The organism is Melioribacter sulfuriphilus (assembly GCF_051488685.1).
Classification (GTDB): Bacteria; Bacteroidota; Ignavibacteria; order Ignavibacteriales; family Melioribacteraceae; genus Melioribacter.
The window spans coordinates 199805-224129 of the sequence record NZ_JBPSEH010000002.1 but is presented as its reverse complement, the minus strand read 5'-3'; the positions used below and the strand labels follow the sequence as shown (position 1 = coordinate 224129).

Annotated in this window: 25 protein-coding genes; 20 read left to right on the top strand and 5 right to left on the bottom strand. The window is 36.2% G+C overall.

Annotated features, from left to right (window positions below):
* The first annotated feature begins 40 nt into the window (after window positions 1-40).
* The 7 genes from ACSSV9_RS04260 to ACSSV9_RS04230 all read left to right on the top strand — a co-directional run bounded on the left by ACSSV9_RS04260 (window position 41) and on the right by ACSSV9_RS04230 (window position 8356).
* On the top strand, window positions 41-2017 hold the full coding sequence (locus ACSSV9_RS04260; protein WP_437345989.1) for a M1 family metallopeptidase: 1977 nt from the start codon (window positions 41-43) through the stop codon (window positions 2015-2017).
* Window positions 2014-2901 (top strand): hypothetical protein, encoded by an 888-nt coding sequence (locus ACSSV9_RS04255; protein WP_437345988.1) that lies wholly within the window; start codon window positions 2014-2016, stop codon window positions 2899-2901. The genes ACSSV9_RS04260 and ACSSV9_RS04255 overlap by 4 nt, the downstream gene beginning before the upstream one ends.
* Window positions 2902-2916: 15 nt before the next feature.
* Entirely contained in the window at window positions 2917-3459 is a 543-nt protein-coding gene (def, locus tag ACSSV9_RS04250; protein ID WP_437345987.1) for a peptide deformylase, read from the top strand.
* Window positions 3460-3476: 17 nt separating this feature from the next.
* Window positions 3477-4379, top strand: a complete 903-nt coding sequence (fmt, locus tag ACSSV9_RS04245) for a methionyl-tRNA formyltransferase (RefSeq protein ID WP_437345986.1) — start codon at window positions 3477-3479, stop codon at window positions 4377-4379.
* Between the two features lie 11 nt (window positions 4380-4390).
* Window positions 4391-5368, top strand: a complete 978-nt coding sequence (locus tag ACSSV9_RS04240; protein WP_437345985.1) for a PLP-dependent cysteine synthase family protein — start codon at window positions 4391-4393, stop codon at window positions 5366-5368.
* A gap of 526 nt (window positions 5369-5894) precedes the next feature.
* Window positions 5895-7211, top strand: coding sequence for a trans-sulfuration enzyme family protein (locus tag ACSSV9_RS04235; protein WP_437345984.1), 1317 nt, complete (start codon window positions 5895-5897; stop codon window positions 7209-7211).
* An 8-nt stretch (window positions 7212-7219) separates the two neighbouring features.
* Complete coding sequence (locus tag ACSSV9_RS04230) at window positions 7220-8356, top strand: TonB family protein (protein ID WP_437345983.1); 1137 nt, start codon at window positions 7220-7222, stop codon at window positions 8354-8356.
* On the opposite strand, the gene ACSSV9_RS04225 is transcribed toward ACSSV9_RS04230, so the two are convergent.
* The gene (locus ACSSV9_RS04225; RefSeq protein ID WP_437345982.1) at window positions 8353-8955 is read right to left on the bottom strand and encodes a thioredoxin family protein; all 603 of its coding nucleotides are present in this window, start codon (window positions 8953-8955) and stop codon (window positions 8353-8355) included. The genes ACSSV9_RS04230 and ACSSV9_RS04225 overlap by 4 nt on opposite strands.
* 146 nt (window positions 8956-9101) lie before the next feature.
* On the opposite strand from ACSSV9_RS04225, the gene ACSSV9_RS04220 reads away from it, so the two are divergent.
* From ACSSV9_RS04220 to purD, 13 genes are all read left to right on the top strand, one after another.
* Window positions 9102-9857 (top strand): DUF6600 domain-containing protein, encoded by a 756-nt coding sequence (locus ACSSV9_RS04220; protein ID WP_437345981.1) that lies wholly within the window; start codon window positions 9102-9104, stop codon window positions 9855-9857.
* 124 nt (window positions 9858-9981) lie between these two features.
* Entirely contained in the window at window positions 9982-10881 is a 900-nt protein-coding gene (locus ACSSV9_RS04215) for a phosphoribosylaminoimidazolesuccinocarboxamide synthase (protein WP_437345980.1), read from the top strand.
* Window positions 10871-11167, top strand: a complete 297-nt coding sequence (locus ACSSV9_RS04210) for a DUF971 domain-containing protein (RefSeq protein WP_437345979.1) — start codon at window positions 10871-10873, stop codon at window positions 11165-11167. Before ACSSV9_RS04215 ends, ACSSV9_RS04210 begins: the two co-directional genes overlap by 11 nt.
* Window position 11168: 1 nt before the next feature.
* Window positions 11169-11765, top strand: a complete 597-nt coding sequence (gene pgsA, locus ACSSV9_RS04205) for a CDP-diacylglycerol--glycerol-3-phosphate 3-phosphatidyltransferase (RefSeq protein WP_437345978.1) — start codon at window positions 11169-11171, stop codon at window positions 11763-11765.
* Complete coding sequence (locus tag ACSSV9_RS04200) at window positions 11749-12225, top strand: phosphatidylglycerophosphatase A family protein (protein WP_437345977.1); 477 nt, start codon at window positions 11749-11751, stop codon at window positions 12223-12225. Before pgsA ends, ACSSV9_RS04200 begins: the two co-directional genes overlap by 17 nt.
* Window positions 12222-13478, top strand: coding sequence for a competence/damage-inducible protein A (locus ACSSV9_RS04195; RefSeq protein ID WP_437345976.1), 1257 nt, complete (start codon window positions 12222-12224; stop codon window positions 13476-13478). The genes ACSSV9_RS04200 and ACSSV9_RS04195 overlap by 4 nt, the downstream gene beginning before the upstream one ends.
* Window positions 13468-14043: an RNA 2',3'-cyclic phosphodiesterase gene (thpR, locus tag ACSSV9_RS04190; protein ID WP_437345975.1), complete on the top strand. Its 576-nt coding sequence runs from the start codon at window positions 13468-13470 to the stop codon at window positions 14041-14043. Before ACSSV9_RS04195 ends, thpR begins: the two co-directional genes overlap by 11 nt.
* Entirely contained in the window at window positions 14033-15082 is a 1050-nt protein-coding gene (gene recA / locus ACSSV9_RS04185; protein ID WP_437345974.1) for a recombinase RecA, read from the top strand. The genes thpR and recA overlap by 11 nt, the downstream gene beginning before the upstream one ends.
* On the top strand, window positions 15079-15708 hold the full coding sequence (locus tag ACSSV9_RS04180) for a regulatory protein RecX (RefSeq protein ID WP_437345973.1): 630 nt from the start codon (window positions 15079-15081) through the stop codon (window positions 15706-15708). The genes recA and ACSSV9_RS04180 overlap by 4 nt, the downstream gene beginning before the upstream one ends.
* 54 nt (window positions 15709-15762) lie before the next feature.
* Window positions 15763-16932 carry an acyl-CoA dehydrogenase family protein gene (locus ACSSV9_RS04175; protein WP_437345972.1) on the top strand — a complete coding sequence of 390 codons (1170 nt, stop codon included), beginning with the start codon at window positions 15763-15765 and terminating at the stop codon, window positions 16930-16932.
* 34 nt (window positions 16933-16966) lie between these two features.
* A complete protein-coding gene (guaB, locus tag ACSSV9_RS04170) occupies window positions 16967-18445 on the top strand; it encodes an IMP dehydrogenase (protein WP_437345971.1) in 1479 nt (492 codons plus the stop codon).
* A 14-nt stretch (window positions 18446-18459) separates the two neighbouring features.
* Window positions 18460-19743: a glycosyltransferase gene (locus tag ACSSV9_RS04165; protein WP_437345970.1), complete on the top strand. Its 1284-nt coding sequence runs from the start codon at window positions 18460-18462 to the stop codon at window positions 19741-19743.
* Window positions 19740-21026, top strand: a complete 1287-nt coding sequence (gene purD / locus ACSSV9_RS04160) for a phosphoribosylamine--glycine ligase (protein WP_437345969.1) — start codon at window positions 19740-19742, stop codon at window positions 21024-21026. The genes ACSSV9_RS04165 and purD overlap by 4 nt, the downstream gene beginning before the upstream one ends.
* Window position 21027: 1 nt before the next feature.
* On the opposite strand, the gene ACSSV9_RS04155 is transcribed toward purD, so the two are convergent.
* From ACSSV9_RS04155 to meaB, 4 genes are read right to left on the bottom strand one after another with little or no spacing between them, the layout of a single operon-like run.
* Window positions 21028-21378 carry a histidine triad nucleotide-binding protein gene (locus ACSSV9_RS04155; RefSeq protein ID WP_437345968.1) on the bottom strand — a complete coding sequence of 117 codons (351 nt, stop codon included), beginning with the start codon at window positions 21376-21378 and terminating at the stop codon, window positions 21028-21030.
* On the bottom strand, window positions 21378-22733 hold the full coding sequence (locus tag ACSSV9_RS04150; RefSeq protein WP_437345967.1) for a sigma-54-dependent transcriptional regulator: 1356 nt from the start codon (window positions 22731-22733) through the stop codon (window positions 21378-21380). Before ACSSV9_RS04150 ends, ACSSV9_RS04155 begins: the two co-directional genes overlap by 1 nt.
* Window positions 22734-22735: 2 nt before the next feature.
* Complete coding sequence (locus ACSSV9_RS04145) at window positions 22736-23371, bottom strand: hypothetical protein (RefSeq protein WP_437345966.1); 636 nt, start codon at window positions 23369-23371, stop codon at window positions 22736-22738.
* Window positions 23368-24324: a methylmalonyl Co-A mutase-associated GTPase MeaB gene (gene meaB / locus ACSSV9_RS04140; protein WP_437345965.1), complete on the bottom strand. Its 957-nt coding sequence runs from the start codon at window positions 24322-24324 to the stop codon at window positions 23368-23370. The genes ACSSV9_RS04145 and meaB overlap by 4 nt, the downstream gene beginning before the upstream one ends.
* Window position 24325 lies beyond the last annotated feature (1 nt).

Sequence of the window (24325 nt, the reverse complement as noted above, 5' to 3'; positions counted from 1 at the left end):
TTATTGAATAAATCCTTCCTCCTTTATAAGTTTAATTGCTATGAAAATCCGTTATATTATTCTTTCAATTCTTTTAATCGGAGTAATTTTACACTATTCCGAAGAAAAGTCTTTCTTCGATTTCCATTATTCGTACAATGGCCAGGTATACAATAATGGATTAATTGCTTCAGAAAACAAAAACTTTATTCCCGTTGCAAATTACTCATTCAATATAAATTACGACCCGATCAATAACCTTGCTGATGTCAGTGAAAAAATTTACTGGATTAATAGAACCAACTTTCCGACCAATGAAATTTATCTTCACTTATATCCAAACGCTTATAGCAATAATAATACTTTTTTTGCGCAAGCTTATCATCTCGACAAGATAAATATGACTCGAGTAGAAATCGAATCGATTGAATCTGAGGGATTAAAGAAAAATCTCGTTTTTGTTAATCCGGAAATTAGTAATCCGTACGATAGTACTGTGGCAAAATTTACACTCGAAAAAACTGCCAATCCTGGTGACACAGTTGTAATAAAAATTAAATATAAGCTAAGAATTCCTGTGTCTGTTAAAAGGTTTGGTTCGGCAAGAGGGCGAAATTTTGATTTTATTTCTCAGTGGTATCCCAAAGTTGGCGTTTTTGAAAATGGTAAATGGATCTGTAGTTCGTATTATCCGTATCTAAATTACTATTCAGATTTCGGTCAATATAAATTGACAATTACAATTCCTGAGAGTTTTACATTGATAGCTGGTGGCGAAATCACAGATGTGCATGAAAAAGAAGGCTACAAAACGTATACAGTAGTTCAAGCTGGAATACACGATTTTGTATGGGCAGTCACAGATCGCATTGAATATGAAAGAACATATTATAAAAGAAAGGACGGCACGATTGTTAATGTAAATCTTTTTATTCAACCGGAGAGGCGTAAATTTAAAGACAGATACAGAAGAGCTGTTATTAATTGTTTGACTTACTTCGAAGATAAAGTTGGAAGTTATCCATACAGCCATCTTAGCCTTGTTGATGTACCACGTACTTCTGCTTCGAGCGGGATGGAATATCCTACATTGTTTACTTTGAGTGCAGAATTATTCTCACCTGAAAAAACAGGCTGGCCTGAATATCTGGTTGCGCATGAATTCGCACACCAATACTTCCAGGGAATAATTGCAAATAATGAAGTTTACGAAGCATGGCTCGACGAAGGTTTCGCGTCGTATTTTGCCACTAAATTTATGTACGAATATTATCCTGGAATCTACGCTTATTTTCGGATTGCTAAATTTATCCCCGTTTTCGGTCTGAATTTCCTCTCATATGGTGAAATACCAATTATTTATACCATAGCCGATATACCGATAAACCCTGGAGCTCAAAGCGCCGCAAATTATTACAGAAATCTTACAATCGGTTCTATTTCCGACCTCTCATTTACTCATCCAAACAGACTTGCCTATGTGGTTAATTCGTATTCAAAACCGGAATTAATGCTCCATACACTTGAAAGGTATCTCGGTTTCGATAGAATGGAAAAAATAATTAAAGAGTATTACAATACATATAAATTCAAACACGTTACGGCAAACGACTTTATTAATCTGGTCAAGCAATTTTCTGATGAAGAAATAAATTGGTTCTTCGAAGAATTTTATGCCAATTCAAAAATTTTCGATTACAGTATTACAGCTGTCAACAGAGTTAGCCGTAATCGTTATGCAGTTACGGCTGAACGTAAAGGCGATGGATTCTTCAAAAACGACATTGCATTCTACACAGAAAACGACACTTTATTCACAAGATGGGAAGACGAATCGAGATGGAAAATATTTTATTTCGAAACTGATGATAAAGTAGTTGGCGCTGAAATCGACCCTTTCCGTAAAAATCTTCTTGATATCGATTTTGCAAACAATTCGTACATGATTAAAAAAAGGTATTGGGCATCCTTATCGATTTCAGCACGCTGGTTTTTCTGGGTGCAAAATGCTTTGATAATTCTCGGGAGTATCGGATGAAATTGACTGTAAAGGATGCCCTCATTCAGGCTTTTAGACTTGTATTCTATAATATAAAATTTGTCATATTGCTCTGGATTACAAATTCCGCATTTGCTCTTTTGACGAGTGTGGTAATTTTCAATTTGCTTGAAAACAGTTTAAGTCATTCCATTATTAGCGATCAGTTAAATCAACAGTTCGATTATTTCTGGTTTATTCAATTTCAAAATCTCAACAAAACTCAATTTGAACAAATCCCTATGCTCATTTATATAGTAGTTATTATTTATACCTTGATTCAAACATTTTACCTTGGAGGATTGATTTCCGTTTTTAATACAAACGAAAAGAACCACATGGTTGATTTTTTTTACGGAGGGGTGAAGTATTTCTTTCGTTTTTTCAAGGTACTCCTGATTTCGACCTTATTATACGCTCTGACATTTATTTTTAACGACTCCCTGGGAAAGGTAATTTCTTATTTTTTCCGTAATTCTGAAAATGTAATGGCGGAATTTTTAATACGGAGTCTGAGATATTCTTTCCTAATATTTTTAATTGGTATTATCTCAATCATATCTGATTATACTAAAGTATCTCTTGCACTCAACGATAAATATGAAATATTCAAATACATTTTTAAGGCAGCGCATTTTATTTATAAAAATTTCAGAGTTATCTTCATTGTTTTTTTTATTATTGCATTTATTGGGGCAGGGGGAGCTCTACTTTATAACGTAATTGTCTACTTCATGCCGCGTACTCCATATTACTTTTTGGCAATTGCCTTTCTTCTTCAACAAATCTTAGTTATTTTTCGATTGTTGATTCGAATGTATTTTTATGCCAGCGAAGTTTTATTATACAAAGACTTAAGCGCTGAAGTCATAAACAAATTATAAACAGAAGGAGTTATTATGGCTGTTTTACCGATTAAAATTTACGGAAGTAAAATACTCAGGCAGAAGACAAAGAAAATTGATCAGATAGATGATACTGTTATTGATAATATCCGAAATATGTTTGAAACAATGCGCAAGGCATACGGAATTGGTCTGGCAGCAAATCAAGTTGGAATCGATAGATCCATTTTTGTCATCGATTTAAAAGAAGTGGAAGGATACGAAAAATTCAAACCACTTGTAATGATTAATCCAGAAGTAATTGAAGAATCGGACGAATATGTTTCGATGGAAGAAGGGTGCCTCAGTTTACCGACTTTACGTGCCGAGGTCGAAAGACCAAAAGAAATTAAAGTACGATATCTTGACACAGACGAAAATATTCAGGAAATGGATGCTTCTGATTTTTTAGCTCGCGTTATACTTCATGAGTACGACCATTTAATTGGCAAAATGATTCCCGACAGAGTTGCCGACGATGTAAAGAAGCAACTTAAAGAAAAGCTCGAAAAAATTCGCAAAAAAGAAGTTGAAATTGATTATCCGGTGTCGGATTAATTGCTCGGAGGAGATAATTGAATTTAGTATTTATGGGCACACCCGATTTTGCCGTCCCATCTCTGGAACGACTCATTGAAAGTTCACACAAAGTTAAACTTGTTGTTACCGCTCCGGATAAAGAAAGAGGTAGAGGTCGTAATGTAACGCCAACCCCAGTAAAAGAAGTTGCACTCAAACATAACATCGAAGTAGTTACACCTGCGAATTTATCAGATGATTCTTTCATAGAGCTCCTTCATAATGTTCAAGCAGATTTATTTGTGGTCGTAGCATTTCGAATTCTACCAGAAAATGTTTTTACTATTCCACCATCTGGCACAATTAATCTACACGGTTCGCTTTTACCCAAGTACAGAGGTGCAGCTCCAATTCAGTGGGCATTAATTAACGGAGATACTGAAACGGGATTGACCACTTTTTTTATCGATAAAAATGTTGACACCGGAAATATCATCCTTCAACAAAAAATAAAAATCGAGGATGAAGACGACTATGGTTCTTTGTACAATAAAATGAAAATTGAAGGAGCTGAACTCCTCCTAAAAACAGTCGATTTAATTGAGACCGGTAATTACACTCTTCAGAAGCAGGACCCGGCTCAGGTTACAATGGCTCCCAAAATTACGAAAGAATTATGTCGCCTTGACTGGAATAATTCAGCTAAGAAAATTCATAATTTGATTAGAGGACTTTCGCCCCAGCCGGGTGCTTATTTCACACTTAATGATAAAATTTATAAAGTCTATAAATCAGCTGTAGTTAACGAACCGGTACTAAAACCCGCCGAGATTCTTCAGACAAAAAAGGAAATTTTTATCGGTACAGGAGAGGGAACCCTGCAGATTCTTCAAATTAAACCCGAAGGTAGAAAAATCATGACTTCGGAAGAATTTTTGAGAGGCTATTCATTAACTTAACGGAAATAAAAATGAGAAATTTTTGTTATCAAAATATTCTTGATGCAATTGGCAGAACACCGATAGTAAAATTAAACAACATTTCCAGGAATCTTAAGGCAGATATCTATGCCAAGCTTGAGTTCATGAATCCTGGTGGAAGCATAAAGGATAGAATTGCCAAGTATATGATCGAAAAAGCTGAAAAGGAGGGTAAAATTAAACCCGGCGATACGATTATTGAAAATTCATCCGGCAATACAGCTCTCGGTCTGGCTATCGTCTGTCGTCAAAAAGGATATAACTTAAAAATCGTAATCAGGGATACCACAAGTAAAGAAAAAATTAAAATGCTCGAAATTCTCGGTGTCGACGTAATAAAAGTCGATGCAAACTTACCTCCGGAAGATCCTTACTCGTATAACAACTATGCGCTCAATTACGTAAAGGCTAATCCTTCTGTTTATTACATCGACCAGCATAACAATCTCGATAATAATGAAGCTCATTACATGACCACAGGCCCTGAAATCTGGGAGCAGATGGAAGGTAAAGTCGACTATTTAATCGGAGCATTCGGCACTGGAGGTACAATTTCTGGTGCAGGAAGATACTTGAAAGAAAAAAATCCTGAGATTAAAGTCATCGGTGTTGACCCGGTAGGCTCTGTATTCTATGATTATTTCAAAAATAAAAAATTGATAAAGCCCTCGCGATATTTAATTGAAGGAATGGGGGACGAGTTCATAATTAAAACGGCTCAGTTTCAGTACCTCGACGATATGTTTCAGGTTGATGACAAAAAAGCTTTTGGCTGGACTAAAAAGCTGGCCTTTGAAGAAGGTATTATTGCCGGTGGTTCGAGCGGTGCAAATGTCTGGGCTGCAGTTAAATTAGCACGTGAAATCGATAGACCCGCAAATATTGTTACAATTATTTGCGACAGCGGATATAAATACTTTTCTACCATTTACAACGACGATTGGCTCAAGGAGAACAATCTATTATAAACAGAAGCAAGCATTAAGATTGAATGAATTTCAGTATCACTTTTTTAAGAAGAAAAAATAATTTCTCTCATATACCATGAGGTGAAATTAATTCGTATTTATTTTTATGATTTGCTTCTAATTGATTCAACTTATTCGATACTAACTCAATCTGTAGGTGTTACTTCTATTTGCCTTTAGATAACAATACAACGCAATCTACTTTTTGTAAAAATGGAAATTATTTCCGGTCGTTAAATACGGTCGAAATTGTTCATCAACTATCATTAAAATTCATTCGAAATATATAAATGGTTAGTTGTCATAGACTCCCCTTTTTACAATGAATGAGAAAATTATGCGTTTATTAAAGATGCTTTACTTTTCCTCCTAAGATAAAATCTTTTCCGTAGATTCAAATTTTATAAAACCGATATAATGTATGCCTTTAATTTTTTTGCACGTAGTTAATAAATTATTCTAATTCCATTTTTATAGTATGCTGGGATTACATAATTTAAGAGTAAGAAAAAAATAGGAGTGTGTCATGTCAAATGAAAAAAAGAAAAACCAGATAATTGATGAATCGAAGTATTCGATGGCTACCCATTTAATCTATGGGAAATATACGACTGACAAATGGGATTATGCACATCATGTAACAGCGCCAATTTCGTCGTCAACAACGTTCAGGCTCGATTCGGTGGAAAGGGGAGCTCAGGGCTTTTCACAGTTTGCAAATACTAAGATATTTGGAGAAGGTCAACCGATATTTATATATGACCGACTTGGCGAACCAAATAAAGATATGCTCGAGGAAAATATTGCTTATGTCGAAAAAGGGGAAATTGCCGTTAGTTTTGCGAGCGGAATGGGTGCAATTTCAGCTATACTCGGAATTCTAACTAAATCGGGCGACGAAATTATTACTCACAATACTTTGTATGGTTGCACTCTTTCGTTGCTCAGTAATTGGTATCCACGTTATAATATCAAATGGAATCCTATCGACCTGAACAATCCAGAAAACATATACACTAAAATAACCGACAAAACAAGGGTGATATATTTTGAGACGCCTGCAAATCCCAATCTGGAGATTATCGATATTAAGAAAGTTAGAGAGGTCGTTGATAAAATAAACTCTAATCGAAAATCCGAAGATCGAATTCAGATCGTAATCGATAACACATTTGCAACGCCGTATTGTCAAAGGCCAATAGAACTGGGCGCCGATTTTGTAGTTCACTCGCTTACAAAAGGAATTAGCGGATTTGGTACAGATATGGGTGGTATTGTAATCGGCAGAAAAGAATACCAGGATATGTTGCAACTGTATAGAAAAGATTTTGGTGCTGTGCTCAATCCCAAAAGTGCCTGGTCAATTTTAACTTATGGACTACCGACGCTTCCTATTCGAATGAAAAAGCAAATCGAAACAGCGACAAAAATTGCAGAATTTCTGAATGAGCATCCCAAAATCGAGTTCGTCAATTATCCAGGTCTAAAAAATTTCAAACATTATGAATTAGCTAAAAAGCAGATGATCGACTTTGAAGGTAATTTTGCTCCGGGCAGTTTAATTTATTTTGTTATCAAAGGAAATTCTCCTCTTGAAAGCAAAAATAACGGCATAAAATTTATGGATTATGTGGCCGAGCATGCTTATACAATGACTCTCGCAGTAAGTTTGGGTCATACAAGGACATTGATTGAACATCCAGCTTCGATGACTCATTCCGTTGTACCACCGGATGAACTTGCTGACAGGGGAATCGATGCCGGCGGTATCAGGATTGCAGTTGGACTCGAAAATCCAGATGATATAATTCAGGACCTCGACAATTCGTTAAAAGTAATTTAATTGAACGAATGCGAAAGTTTATAAAGGCATTATTTTTTATTAGTATCTGTGTTTATGCACAAAATGGCATTAGCCGAAGTTATTATCCAGACGGCAGTATCCGCTCGGAAATTTCTTACGTAAACGATATTCTCGACGGTGCTGCCGTTGAATATTATCCTAATGGTAATTTAAAATCTTATAAAGAATTCAGTAACGGATTTCTCCATGGCAGGGTAGTCTATTATTATCCCAACGGTTTAATAGAAAGAGAATATAATGTTAAGAACGGAAGAAAGGATGGTACTGAGAGAATTTTCTATGAGAATGGATCGTTAAAAGAAATCTCTGTCTACGAAGACGGAAAATTAATTAGAAGAAACCTCTTCGATATCGACCCGAACTATCAACCATCACCAGAAGAATTCCTGGCGGGGAATAAGCAAAGTGAATTGATTAAAAGAAAGAATCAGGAATTAATTTGCGATGCAGAAATTTGTCCAGTCCCGATTGATGGAATAGAAGCAATCCAAAAAAATCTTGTCTATCCCGAGCATGCTCTCCTTTATGGACTGGAAGGTGAAGTGATACTGATAGCTACCGTCGACAAAAACGGGAATGTCAAAGATGTCGAAATTGTAAAAGGTCTAGGACTGGGTTGCGACGAAGCAGCTCGAGAAGCGGTCAAAAAAACTAAATTTATTCCAGGACAAACTGCCGGTAAACCTGTTGAAAGCAGAGTTACGCTTTATGTACAATTTAAAATATTCGACAGAAATCTTGTGGTTAAAAATCCTGACCTTCCAAAGATAGAAAATAATAAAGCTCAAATTAATCATGTGCCAGAAGTCTTGACTAAAACTGAAATCCAATGCGACTATGAAGAATGTCCTTATCCAAAGGGCGGATTAAAAAGTATTAACGATAACCTCGAAATTCCTCAAATTGCAAAAAGACTCAAATTAAAAGGTGAAATTATTATTGAGGCCGAAATCGATGAATTTGGATTCGTTGTTGATACTAAAATAATTAAAGGTATTGGATATGGCTGCGACGAAGCGGTAGAGTCGGCACTATATAAAACATCTTTTCATCCAGCAAAGAATAACGGTCGTGAATTAAAATCACGCGTCAGAATAATCTTTCCCTTCAACTACGAGGACTAATTTAGATTATTAATAATATTCTTAAATTCTTCTTCGATTGCTTTACCACGGTTTCTGCCATACCAGAGGTGCAATTCTTTCATAAATTCTTCTTTCGATTTCCCATTTTCTTTGGCTTGTTTAATTAAATCCTGTGCCTCACCTGGACGTGGTCCCCATTGGAACAATTCATTACCTTCATAATCGAATGCCACTAATTTCGGTATGCTCCTTGTACCGTTTGTCAAATAAAGGTCCATTATATCAAGATTTTTATCCCTCTCGAGTATTTTTAGTTCAATAAGAGTACTACACTTTGCTATCTTGTTTATGTAAGGTAATGTCTGTGCAGAATCTCCACACCAATATTCTGTTAAAACCATCCAGAGTTGAGGTGCAGTTATTTTCTTTATCGCATTGCAAAGTTCCTCATTCACAACATAATTTTTCTCAATTCTTTGCGACCTTTGAAAATTCATCAATAAGTAGTTGAGATTAGGGTCTTCTATTTCTTGTAAACTGTTTTTTATCATTTCAACTGTATTTCGAAAGTTGTCCATATATTCTTCGTATGTCATTCCATTATGCGGACGTTTTTCGAGGAAAAATTTCTTCGTCATTAATTTCTCCATTTTGATTGTAGTCTTAACAAACGTAATTGTACTCTTTAGTGAACATAATAAAATCAAGAAGCCGTATAGATTTAAAAATTGCATTCAAACAACGGCATATTTATTGACATAAAAATAAAAAAAAGGAGGTTCTCATGAAAAAGATGATATTCATATTAACCATATTTACATTGACAACAATTTCTTCAGAAGCTTCTTATCGGAATCGCCCTCACTTTTACCAGGCTCTTAAACCATACGGTGAATGGATTACCCTCAGTCACAATTTGAATGTATGGAGACCGACCTTTGTTCATATTGATTGGAAGCCTTATACAATCGGTCGATGGAAATGGACTTCGATTGGATGGTACTGGGTATCTTACGAGCCTTACGGAGAAATTGTATATCATTACGGTAGATGGGAATATCATCCTCACTACGGCTGGATCTGGTTCCCCGATGATGAATGGGCACCAGCGTGGGTCGAGTGGAGATATGACGACGATTATATCGGATGGGCTCCTATTCCATATACTTCACATTTCCGTCTGGATATCGATATACATATTTCATTCAAATGGATAACTATTCCGGATTATTGGTGCTTTGTTTCATATAATCATTTCTATTCAAGAAATATCAGAGATTATTTAATTCACGAAAGACACATTAGAAATATTTTCGACAGACCGCACTTTAAGAAAAGTCACTATGATCCACCTCAAAAATACTATATCGAAAGAAGGATGAGGAATAGCGATTTATATAAAGACAATGAAAGAAGAGATATTAGAGTCGATGAGCGTGAATACAAAAATAATATTAGAAGAAACAAAGAAGATGATGCTCGAAACTACAATGAAAATACACGACGTGACCGAGAAAGAAACATAATCAGAAGAAGATAAGTCATTTGATGGCTGCCAGATAATTTTTTTCGAATGCCGATTTATCTGGCAGCCTCAATTTGCTTTATGCACACCTCAATTTTTATATTGCTTACCTGAAATAACCCATTAATGAGGAAAAATCATGAAAAATGAAGCATTGCTCTATTCAGATTTCAAAGATATAAAATTATTTAAAAGAGGGAAGGTTAGAGATATTTATGACCTTGGAGAATATTTTTTAATTGTTTCTACTGATAGGATATCAGCTTTCGATGTAATAATGAACGAGGGAATTCCGAATAAAGGGAAAGTGTTAAATCTAATTTCAGCTTTCTGGTTTAATTTTACAAAAGATATTGTGGATAATCATTTGGTTACAATAAATGTTGATGAATATCCCGAAATATGCCGGCAGTATAAAGAGATATTAAATGGAAGGTCGATGCTTGTCAAAAAAGCAGAATTGATACCTCTCGAATGTATTGTAAGAGGATATATCACTGGTTCCGGTTGGAACGATTACAAAAAGACGGGTAAAGTCTGTGGAATTGAATTGCCTGCGGGATTGGTTGAATCGGAAAAATTACCGGAACCAATTTTCACGCCTTCCACTAAAGCCGAAATCGGTTTACACGACGAAAATATAACCGAAGAAAATGCAATAAAAATCGTTGGTAAAGAGACATATGACCTCATAAAAAATACTTCTCTCAAACTCTACAAAAAAGTAGCTGAATACGCACTCTCAAAAGGAATTATTATCGCCGATACAAAAGTAGAATTCGGTTACTATGACGGGAAAATTATTTTAATTGACGAGCTATTTACTCCTGATTCGTCACGTTTCTGGCCACTTGAAAACTACGAAAAAGGGAAATCCCAGAACAGTTTCGATAAACAATACTTAAGAGATTATTTACTTTCGATTAATTTCAACAAAAAGCCACCGGCTCCTCCTTTACCTGACAAAGTGATTGAGAATACAAGTAAAAAATATTTTGAAGCGCTAAAAATGCTTACCGGTATTGAAAATGTTCCCTGAAAAAGTTAGTATAAACGAGAATAATATTACTATATACTGGCAGGACGGAAGAATATCTAAGATTAAAAACGCCAATATGAGATCTCTTTGTCCATGCGCTTCATGCCACGCAGAAGCCGCAAAAAATGGCAAAAATTATATTCCGATTTATTCAAACGAGGAGATTACATTAGAACGAATTGAACGGGTGGGAAATTATGCCCTGAAATTTATCTGGAAAGACGGCCATGATACCGGAATCTACGAGTTTAACTATTTACTACAAATTGCTGGTCTAAACACCTGATATGGTACTTCCAAATCAATTAACGGTATTAAGAATTATCCTAACCCCTGTTTTTTTCTTTTTGTTTTTATCTGGTGAGCCTTTCTTAATTCAAATGTCGGCTGCAATTTACATAGTTGCGGCTGTTACTGATTGGTATGACGGGTGGCTGGCAAGGAGATTTAATTATATTACGGAATGGGGGAAGTTTCTCGATCCATTGGCCGATAAAATTCTTACGTCTACCGCATTTCTTGCTCTTGTACTTGTTGGTATTCTCGAACTCTGGATGGTCTTAATTATTGTTTTCAGAGATATTATTATAACCGGTTTAAGAGTTTGGGCTGATTACAAAAAGGTGTCGTTTTCTACGAGTAAATCTGCTAAATGGAAAACTTTTTTCCAGATGGCATTTCAGTACTACCTGCTTCTGGTTTTTACCCTTCGAAGTTTCGATTCACTTTATAGAGAATATAAATGGCTATTTGGACTTTTATTAAATCAAGAATTTATTTATTACACAATGCTGGCAATTACCATTTTCACCTTCTATACTGGATTAACATATTTTATTTCAAATTTTTCATTAATAAAGAAAACAATTGGCAAACAAAATTAGTAGTTTAGAAAAATTTATCGGTTCAGGTTTTTTCAGTGGATATTTTCCCTACTTCAGTGGTACAGCAGGGAGTTTCATCGCACTTTTAATTTATCTTATTCCTGGATTCGAAAGCCCGGTAATAATGCTCTCTTTGATTTCTTTTTTTATTCTGATAGGTCAAAAAATTGCTCACAAATTCGAAAAACTCTATGGAAACGACCCAAAAGAATTTACACTCGACGAGTTTATTGGTACCTGGATTTCATTACTTTTTATACCCAAAATTATTTGGTATATTTTACCTGCATTTATTTTATGGAGACTGTTCGATATATTGAAACCATATCCTATCAAGAAACTGGAAAAAGTTGGCAACGGCTGGGGTGTTATATTGGACGACATAGTAGCTGGGTTCTATACTTTTTTCTTAATTCATCTATTATTTAATTTATTTAATCAAATTGGATTTTTACTATGAATGCATTTCTTATTACTATCGGCGATGAAATTCTAATTGGGCAAGTTATCAACACAAATGCAGCCTACATTGGAGAAAAACTATCTGAACTTAGTATTGATGTAATTGGATCGTCCGTAATGCCTGACAACGAGGAGGCTATTAAAAAAGAATTTAAGAGAGCACTCGATTTTTCTGACCTTGTTATTGTAACGGGCGGGCTCGGTCCTACTCACGACGATGTAACACGTAAAGTTATTGTCGATTTTTTTGAAACTGAACTGGTTATCGACCAGGATGTACTCAACGACATCAAAAAATTTTTTGAAAAAAGGGGCAGACAGCTGACTAAAATAAACGAAGAGCAAGCGCTTGTGCCCAAAATTGCCATTCCAATTCGAAATAGCCGTGGCACCGCTCCAGGCATCTGGATCGAAAAGGACAATAAAATATTTATTGCAATGCCCGGCGTTCCATACGAAATGCACTTGATGATGGAAAATTTTGTGATTCCGAGATTGAAGGAAAAACTAAGCGATAGAAAAAAGATTGTATTGAGAAAAAATCTGCTTACAACAGGAATTCCAGAATCCCATCTTTACGAACGCATAGGCGACTTGAATGAATTATTGGGCGATTCTAAAATGGCTTTCCTGCCAAATCAATTCGGCGTACGACTAAGAATAACGGTAGAAGATAATGACGAGAATTCTGCTAAATCCAGAATTGAAGCAATTGAACAAAAATTGAGAACTAAAATAGGTAAGTATATTTACGGCAAAGATGACGAAACGCTGGAATCGGTGGTAGCCAAACTTTTTATTGATAGGGGACTAACTTTAGCAGTGGCTGAATCGTGCACCGGCGGGTATATAATGCATCGTTTGACCAATGTAAGCGGCAGCAGTAAATTCCTTGAAAGGGGCGTCGTTGTATACAGTAACGCTGCAAAAGTGGAATTACTTAAAGTGGATGAGGATGTAATTTCTAAATATGGTGCTGTTAGCATCGAAGTGGCAAGACAAATGGCAGAAGGAATAAAATCGATAAGCGGAACAGATATCGGCCTTTCGGTAACCGGTATAATGGGACCTACAGGCGCAACTCAAGATAAACCAGTAGGACTGGTTTATATCGGCATTTGTGACGATACAATTTGTACAGCAAAAGAATTTCGCTTCGGTGACGATAGACTTCTTAATAAAGATCGTACTTCACAGGCAGCTTTAGAAATGTTAAGAAGAAATTTGCTCGGTATACCGTATGACGATTAGAACATTTATTGCTCTCAATTTACCTGAAAATGTTTTAGACCGAATTATTGAACTTCGCGACGCTTTCTTTAAAAATACGTCCGGGCTGAGATGGGAAGAGAAGAATAAATTGCATATTACATTAAAATTCTTGGGCGATACCGATGAAAATTTAATCCCGGATATTACGAGGTCAATTTCTGATCTTGTAAAAGAACATTCTCCAATTTCTTTAAAGATATCTAAGGCGGGACTTTTTTACAGAGATAGCAAACCTGCGATTTTGTATCTCGATTTCTTAGAGAATGAATATCTCGTAAGAATCTACGAAGAAATTGAAAACTTAATGGAAAGTTTTGGTTATAAAAAAGAGAAAAGAAAATTTAAAACGCACTTAACGCTTCTTAGAATAAAAAACGATAGACATTTGGATCAAATTAAAAATTTTACAAAATTGGAAATTGATATACCTGAGTTCATATCAGATGAAATTACTTTATACAGGAGTATACTTCAAACGACAGGTTCAGTTTATCAACCGATTGCAAGCTTTAAATTGATTAAAAGGAGGAATAATGGCACTTGAAAGAGATGCAAGATTGAAAATTCTCGACGATACAATTGCAAATCTCGAAAAAACTTATGGTAAAGGAACCATAATGAAACTAGGGGATGGAGTAATTAACAAAGTGGAAGCCATCTCTACAGGTTCAATATCGCTCGACTATGCACTCGGAATTGGAGGCGTTCCGAGAGGCAGAATCATTGAAATTTATGGTCCAGAATCTTCTGGTAAAACTACACTATGTTTACACATAATAGCAGAAGCTCAAAAACAGGGAGGCATAGCTGCTTTTATTGATGCAGAACATGCACTCGATGTAAATTATGCAAAACGTCTCGGCGTTGATGTTAGCAATCTTTTGCTTTCTCAACCTGATTTCGGCGAGCAGGCTCTCGAAATTGTCGATACACTCATTAGAAGTAATGCACTCGACGTAATTGTTGTGGATTCAGTTGCGGCTCTGGTTCCTCGCTCGGAAATTGAAGGCGATATGGGCGATCCTCAAATGGCTATGCAAGCTCGATTGATGTCACAGGCTCTTAGAAAAATTACAGGAGCAATAAGCAAATCGAAAACGTGCGTTATTTTTACAAATCAATTAAGAAGTAAAATCGGCGTTATGTTTGGCAATCCCGAAACTACGACCGGAGGAAATGCCCTCAAGTTTTATGCTTCGGTTCGCCTCGATATACGTAGAATTGCAGCAATCAAAGATTCCAATAATATTATAGGAAACCGAACCAAAGTTAAAATCGTTAAAAGCAAAGTGGCTCCACCATTCAAAGAAGTTGAGTTCGACATTCTCTATAATGAGGGTATTAGTAAAACAGGAGATTTGATAGACCTTGCCACTGAAATTGGAATACTTAAAAAAAGTGGTGCATGGTTTACGTATAAAGACGAAAGGTATCAGGGACGCGAACAACTTCGTCAAAAATTACTTGAAGATCCAGCACTTCTCGCTGAATTGGAGACTGAAGTTAAAACCTCACTCGGTATGATTGAAACACAAGTGGAAGAAGAAAAGAAGGATGAAGCACAGAAGAAAAAATCAAAATGATCATCAATTCGTTGGTAAGAAAAAACAACAAAGTTAAAATTACTTTTGACGATTCTTCGTCTTTGTACGTTAATTACAATGTAGTAGTACAATTTGCTCTGCGGAAAGGGGATGACCTCGACGAAAATAAATTAAATCAGCTCCTTAAAGCCGACGAACTTTTCGAAATTAAAACAGCAGCATACAGATTAATTGGCAGGAGAGATCACTCTTCTGCCGAAATAAAAAGAAAACTGCTGAAGAAAGGTTTTGATATTAATCTGATTAATGAATTACTAAAAGAACTTTCAGACAAGAATTATTTAGACGATTACAACTTCGCACAAAAATATTCCGAAGAAGCGATTACAAAAAAGAAATCGGGCATCATAAAAGTAAGAAATGACCTGCTTAAAAGAGGTGTGGATAACGAGACTATCGAGGATGTATTGAAGAAGATTGATGAAAATACACTTATCGAAAATGCACGTGAACTACTCAATAAAAAAATCAAAACTTCTGCTTTTAAAAACACGGAACCTCAAAAAAAGAAACAAAAATTGTTTTCCTATTTGAAATCTAAAGGTTACTCTTCCGAGTTGATTATGAAACTTTTGAATGAATACGACTTTTTAGATTGCGATTAATTTTGCTTATAACTCCAAACTATTTATCTTTAAGTTAATATTTAAGGTAAATTTATGTCTATATATAGCGGTGTTGATTATCTGGATATAGATTCTCTCCTTTCGGAAGAAGAAATTCTTGTTAGAAACAATATCTATCAATTTGTCCGTCAAGAGATAATTCCTGTAATTGAAAAGCATTATGAAGAAGGCACGTTCCCTCTCCATTTAGTACCAAAGATGGCCGAACTTGGAATCTTTGGCATTACACTTCCAGAGAAGTACGGGTGTGCCAATATGAACAATGTGGTCTACGGGCTGGTTATGCAGGAATTAGAAAGAGGCGACAGCGGTATTAGAAGTTTTGCTTCAGTCCAATCGTCACTTGTAATGTATCCAATTTATACTTTTGGTTCGGAAAAGCAGAAAGAATATTGGTTGCCTAAATTGGCAAGTGGAGAAGTCATCGGCTGTTTTGGATTGACCGAACCTGACTTTGGTTCAAATCCTGCTGGAATGTTGACAAAAGCAGAAAAAACCGATAGTGGTTATTTACTCAACGGTGCAAAAATGTGGATTACCAACGGCTCGATTGCAGATATTGCAATAATCTGGGCTAAACTGGAAGGGACAATTAGAGGTTTTATTGTCGAAAAAGAACGTAAGGGTTTTACTGCCGTCGAAATGAAAGGGAAACATTCATTGCGTGCTTCTGTCACTTCGGAACTGATTCTGGACAACGTGGAAATACCGGAAGAAAATTTATTGCCCGGATCGATGGGATTAAAATCTGCTTTAATGTGTCTAAATCAGGCAAGATATAGTATAGCATGGGGTGTTACAGGTGCGATGATCGAATGCTATTTGAGTGCTCTTGATTATTCGAAATCAAGGATTCAATTCGAAAAACCAATTGCCGCCTACCAGATGACTCAGGAAAAACTTGTTTATATGTTAACTGAAATTACAAAAGCTCAATTATTAAATCTTCAGATAGGGCGATTAAAAGACCAAAACAAAGTAAAACATACGCATATTTCAATGGCTAAAAGAAATAACTGCGAAAAAGCACTTGAAATTGCACAAATTGCCCGTGAAATTTTAGGAGCAAATGGAATTTTAAATGAATATCCTGTAATGAGGCATGCTGCCAATCTCCATTCGGTTAAAACTTATGAAGGCACCCATGAAATGCACACATTAATTATCGGAGAAGATATTACAGGTTTCCAGGCTTTTACTTAAATTTGCGAATTAAAAAAAGAGAAATTGAGGCTTTATGAAGAATAATAAAATTGAATTCGAAGGTTTGACATTCGACGACTTACTACTTATTCCAGCTAAGTCTTCAATATTACCGAGAGAAACAGATATTACAACATATCTAACTCGCGAAATAAAATTAAATATTCCATTTATTTCAGCAGCGATGGATACAGTTACAGAATCGGAAATGGCAATTGCTATGGCTGCTCAGGGTGGTATTGGTATAATTCATAAAAATATGTCGATTGAAAGACAGGCTGACGAAGTCGACAAAGTTAAACGCTCCGAAAGCGGTATGATTGTCAATCCGATAACCCTGACGCCCGAACATACGATTTATCAAGCTGAAGAAATTATGTCCAAGTATCGAATTTCCGGCATCCCGGTTGTCGACAACAACGGTAAATTAATTGGGATTTTGACAAATCGTGATTTGAGATTCGAACCAAATCGCAATTTACTCGTAAGCCAATTAATGACAAAAGATAATTTAATTACCGCACCAATAGGAACAACACTCGAAGAAGCCGAAAAAATTCTGCATCGACATCGCATTGAAAAATTGCCAGTCGTCGATAATAAGGGAATATTGAAAGGATTGATCACTTATAAAGACATTATGAAAAAGAAAAAATTTCCGAATGCGTGCAAAGACGATCTGGGAAGATTAAGAGTGGGTGCAGCAGTAGGGGTTGCAAAAGATACGATGGAACGTGTCGAAGCCCTTGTAAATGCAAATGCAGACGTGATAGTTGTGGATACAGCTCACGGGCATTCTGCAGGTGTACTAAAAACAATTAAAGAAATCAGGAAGAAATTTAAAGATATTCAATTAATAGCCGGTAATATTGTTACAAAAGAAGCAGCCCTCGCGCTGGTTGAATGTGGAGTTGATGCCGTAAAAGTGGGTATCGGTGCCGGCTCCATTTGTACGACAAGAGTTGTAGCAGGAGTAGGAGTACCGCAAATAAGTTCGATCCTTGAAGTTGCAAGCGCATTATCTAAGAAGAAAGTGCCGATAATTGCTGATGGTGGTATCAAACAAACAGGTGATGTACCAAAAGCAATTGCAGCTGGAGCAGATACAGTTATGATGGGAGGTATGCTGGCAGGCTGCGACGAATCACCAGGCGAAAAAGTCCTCTATGAAGGCAGAAGCTTCAAAGTATACAGAGGCATGGGTTCACTCGGAGCTATGAAACAGGGTAGTGGTGACCGATATTTTCAGGATATGGAAGAGGATATTAAAAAATTGGTACCCGAAGGTATTGAAGGCAGAGTACCTTATAAAGGAGCTCTGGCAGATACAATCTATCAGTTTGTCGGAGGATTGCGAGCCGCGATGGGATATTGTGGAGTAAAAAATATTCATGAATTAAAAACTAAAACAAAATTTGTTAAAATCACTTCAGCAGGACTGCGAGAAAGCCATCCACATGATGTGGTAATTACTGAAGAAGCTCCTAATTATCAAATTACTAAAAAATATTAAACCTGTTAACCGATATGTTTAAAGTTCTCGTTCTTGCATACTATTATCCGCCAATGGGACTGAGCGGAGTACAAAGAGTACAAAAATTTACAAAGTATTTTCCATATTTTAACTGGGAACCTACAATTATAACTACAGGCAATGTTGCCTACTATGCCCACGACTTTAGTCTTCTCGAGGAGGTTAAAGACCTTAGAATTATCAGAACTGAATCCTTTGACTTGAATTCTATCCTCGGGAAAAAATATAGCACTGTTAACGTTCCAAAAGAATTTATAAGGAAAGCATTCTCAAACTTTTCTAAAATATTTTTTATTCCAGACAATAAAAAATCGTGGGCAGCACGGGCTTACCAGAAAGCACGTGATTTGTTAAAAAACGAACATTTCGATGCAATCTTTGTAAGTGTTCCTCCTTATTCTACATTCGTGTATGCTGCTAAATTGAAGAAGGAATTTAATATTCCATTAATTGTCGACTATCGAGATCTGTGGCTGGACAACCATTTTGCACATTATCCTACGCCTTATCACAGAGCTCGACATAAAAAGCTTGAATATAGCAGTCTCCACGCGGCCGATCGTGTTGTAACAGTCAACAGAAGAATTAAGGAATATCTTATTCAAACGTATCAATTCCTGACTTTTGACGAAGTAGTTATTATTCCTCACGGATATGATCAGGAAGATTTTAACGTAGAAGTGGACGAAGACCTTATAAGTAAGGAAAAATTGCGCTTTACGTATTCAGGACTGTTTTACGAATCAATCACTCCAATCTATTTTCTAAAAGCATTTAAAAAGTTATCTATCGAGAGACCTGATATTGCATCAAATATTGAACTAGAATTTATTGGGCTATTTCGTGATGAATATAAAAAATTGGTTGTCGATTTAGGACTCAACGAATCAGTTAAAATCCACGGCTATATTGAACATAAAGACGTTGTAAAAAGACTAAAAGCAACGAATATACTCTGGATGATGATTGGCAAAACAAATAAAGCCGAGACCATATCGACCAGTAAACTTTTCGAATATTTCGGCGCACGTAAGCCAATTCTTGGCTGTGTACCAGAAGGAGCCGCTAAAACAGCTTTAAAAGAATACGGTGCTTCCTACATAACTGCACCCGACGATATCAACGAAATTAAAGAGACATTAATTAAAATCTATTACGATTATTCAGAAAAAAATCTGCCCACTCCGAATGAAGAATTCGTTCTAAAGCACGACAGAAAATTATTAACCGAACAATTAACAAAGCTATTTCAATTTTGCATGAGGGAACCAGTATGAAAGTTGTAGTAATCGGGTCAGGGGGAAGAGAACACGCTCTGTCGCTTAAAATTTCTCAAAGCCCTTTATTAGAACAACTTTTCATAATTCCAGGAAATCCTGGCACAAAAAAGTTAGGCACGAATATATTATTAGATCCAGATAAAAATGATGAAATCGTAGACTTTTGCCAAAGGATGGGAATTGATCTCGTTGTTGTTGGTCCTGAAAAACCGCTCACAAACGGCCTGGCAGATGCACTCAGAAGCAAAGGAATAAAAGTATTCGGTCCAGATAAAAATGCAGCACGAATTGAAGGAGAAAAATCTTTTGCAAAAAAACTGATGCAGGATTTCAATATCCCAACAGCAAGTTTTAAAACTTTTACAAAAAATGAATATGAAGATGCACTAAATTATTTGGTAAATTCCACTTTCCCGACGGTAATCAAAGCCGACGGTATTGCAGCAGGGAAAGGTGTAATTATTGCAGAAAATTTTGAAGAAGCAAAAGCAGCACTTGACGATTGTTTTTTACATTCGACATTTGGTCCTGCCGGTTACAAAGTAGTAATCGAAGAATTTATGAGAGGGCAGGAAGCATCTGTATTTGCGATTACTGACGGTGTAGAATTTGTAGTTCTTCCTGCGGCTCAAGACCATAAAAGAATTGGAGAAGGTGATACAGGCAAGAATACCGGCGGGATGGGTGCTTATGCGCCCACTCCATTCGTCGACGATAAGATGATGAAAATTATCGAGAATACGATAATAAAGCCCACGCTCGAGGCGATGAACAAAACTGGCAATAAATACATAGGTTGCCTTTATTGCGGTTTAATGTTAACAACAGAAGGACCGAAAGTTGTTGAATTCAATTGCCGATTTGGCGATCCAGAAACTCAAGCCGTGCTCCCCCTTCTAAAGGGAGATTTTCTCAAATTACTTTACACTGCAGCTTCAGGAAATTTAGATAAGAATGCGGTCTCTTATAACGGAGGATCTTCCGTTTGTGTTGTAGCTGCATCAACTGGTTATCCTGACTCTTATGAAAAAGGGAAGGAAATCAGAGGACTCGAAATTGATGATCCACAAATTATTGTTTATCATGCAGGAACTAAAGAAGAAAATGGACATATTTTTACTAATGGGGGCAGAGTTTTAAATGTTACATCTGTTATCAAAGAAAATAACTTAACTAAGGCTAAACAGAAAGTTTACGAAGGTTTATCTAAAATTTATTTCGATGGTATTTATTATAGAAAAGATATTGCAGGCAAAGCTTTGAAAAGCCGGGTTGAGTAAATCAACCCGGAGGCCAGCTAAATTTCCTACCGCCTAAAAGATGCATATGCAGATGATATACTTCCTGTCCTGCGTCAGGTCCTGAGTTAATAACCAGTCTGTATCCGCTTTCTGAAATTCCCATTTCTTTTGCAATTTTATTGGCGGCATCGAACATTTCAGCGAGTAATTGTGCGTGCTCCGCCGGCTTAATATCTTTTGTTGTCTCAATATCAGTTATTTTGGGAATAATCAGAATATGGACAGGAGCTTGAGGTTTGATATCGCGGAAAGCAAGTACGGTGTTACTTTCATAAACGACATCGGCGGGTATTTCTTTCCGGATTATTTTTGAGAATATTGTTTCTCCCATTACTGCTCCTTCTCTATACCGTATTTTTTTATTTTATTATATAAATGACTCCTTTGAATGCCGAGTAATTCAGCTGTTTTGCTGATGTTCCAGTCGTTGGCTTTTAATTGCCTCTCGATAAAAATCTTTTCCGACTTTTCCTTGAATTCTTGAAATGTATTGACAGAACTAAAAAGTTCATCGGTTTTTATCTTTGTTTCAGGTAAATGGGGCTGCAAATCGACCTTCTTAATTTTTTCATGAGGAATCATAATTACTGCCCTTTCTACAAAATTTCGCAATTCTCTCACATTTCCTTTCCACGGTAAATTTTTTAAAAACTCCACTGCATCTGGCTCCCATTCTTTTGGAATAAATTTATTCTTCCTGCAAAAAAAATCGGAAAAATGTTGAACCAACAATGGAATATCTTCTTTTCTTTCCCTGAGTGGAGGAATGTGTATCGGAATGACATTTAAACGATGATACAAATCTTCTCTGAAGTTACCTTTTTCAATCTCTTCGAGTAAATTTTTATTTGTAGCCGAAATTATTCTTACATCGACTTCTATTTTGGTGCTACTGCCGACTTTTTCAATTTTTCCTTCTTCAATAGCACGAAGTACTTTTGCCTGCGCCTGTAAACTCATATCTCCGATTTCGTCAAGGAATAGATTGCTGCCGTCGGCAAGTTCAAATTTTCCGATGCGGTCTTTAATTGCTCCGGTAAAAGCTCCTTTTTCATGACCAAATAATTCCGATTCGATCAATTCCTGAGGAATGGCTGCACAATTGACTTCTACTAATTCTTTATCTGCCCGGTTGCTTTTCTTGTGAATTTCCTGCGCGATTAGTTCTTTGCCAGTGCCGTTTTCACCTGTTATTAAAATACGGGCATCCGTCCTGGCAACTCTTTCGACCGTTTCGAGAATTGACTGTATAGCCCGGCTTTTTCCAATAATTTTATTTTCGAATTCTGCATCTGCTTTCAGCTTTTTATTTTCCTTACGAAGTTGATATTGAAGAAAAGCATTTCTGACTGAAATTAATAATTTATCGCGGTCGATTGGTTTTTCGATAAAGTCGAATGCGCCAAGCTTTGTTGCTTTAATTGCATTCCCTAAATTGGCGTGTGCTGAAATAATTATTATCTGCAGTCCGTTCTCTTTTGTGTTAATCTTTTGCAGGATGTCAAAGCCGCTTATTGCAGGCATTTGTATGTCGAGTAATAATACGCTGTAATTTCCGTATTCGATCTTTTTTAATCCTGTCTCCGGATCTGTCGTGTAGTCGACATCATAGTCTTCATATTCTAAAATCATTTTAATCGACTCGCATATTTCTTTTTCGTCGTCGATAATTAGTACACTTTTCATTTCTAAAACCTCATAAAAATGAAATGATAAAAATTCAGAAAATCCGAAGGCATTAAACTTTTGTTCTTTCTGAGATTAAAACCATATATTTTTCCGAGTCCGTTAACAATAATATCTTTAAAGCTGTAGTCTCCTTCGATTAAGAGCTCCTGTTCGATGTTTTCCACAAAAATACCGATAAAATCTGATAAATTGAAACTCCCGAAATTATACGCAAGAAAAGCATTGCCGAAAAAGTGCGAAAGCTTATCTTTATCACCAAAATCTGTCGAAGGGGAATCATAAAATAATTTTGAAGGTAAACATTCGAGTCGTTTTTTGAATATTGAATCAGTAGGCGAGGGTAAGGAAATTATAATATTAGAATTTAATAAAAAGCGTACGTTGATTTTGTTAAAAGGCAAGCATGCAAATGTTAATGCAAGTAACGTTTCTGAAACGTTACCATCATAATAATTCAGTACTTTACAGTAAAACGAATCTACAAGTTGAATATCCGTTAAATTGTTATTGGAATTACTTAGGGAAATAATTGCTTCTGATGCGAAATTTATACCTTCATATAGCGACTGAGCTTTTAATGCAGGTGTGATTAAAATTACAGAGACAATTACAAACCCGGCAAAATGATTCTTCATTTCCCGAGCAATCTTTGCTTATAATTTTTAAGCAACAATTCCGAAGCTTCGACGTATGATAGTTTTCCTTGCAAAGTCATTGCCACCATTTCGTCAACATAATTTGGTTCGATAAGTTCTGAAATTTCTTCATTGATTAGGTAATTGAGATTTTCAAGAATTCGTTCTTTCAGTTTTTTCATTCTATTTGATTCAAGTTGATTTGTCTCGATAAGTAATTTACGATGTTTATCGATTTCTTCAGCCAGTTCTGCGATCCCCTTATTTTCAGATGCAATAGCTTTCACAACCTCTGGCACTCTTTCTTTTTTATTGTAGAGATGAAGAATTGTTGTAAGAGCCGTATAGGTCGCGTCGGCGCCCTGTCGATCGCATTTATTTATTACGAAAATGTCTGCAATTTCCATCAAGCCTGCTTTCATTGCCTGAATTGAGTCTCCTGATTCCGGTACCAGAATAACCACTGTGGTATCTGCAGCCTTTGCAATATCGAGTTCCGATTGTCCAACTCCCACGGTTTCAAAAATGATAATATCATACTTGGCAGCGTCGAGCAAATCTGCAACTTCGACGGCTTTTTTACTTAAACCGCCGAGACTGCCACGCGTAGCCATACTTCTAATGAATACACCAGCGTCGCAACCGATATCAGACATTCTAATTCGATCGCCCAGTAGAGCCCCACCCGAAAATGGACTCGTCGGGTCGACTGCAATTATCCCGACGGTTTTGCCAAGTTTTCTGTAGTAACTTGTCAATTGATTTGTTAATGTAGATTTTCCTGCACCAGGAGGTCCGGTAATTCCAATTCTGTAAGCATTTCCAGTGAATTTGTAGAGAGATTTCAATAATTGATTTGCAGAACCATTTGAAGATTCGATTAACGTGATTGCACGGGAAACTGTCTTTTTATCCTGCTCTCTTATTTTATTTATGAAATATTCGTCTATCATA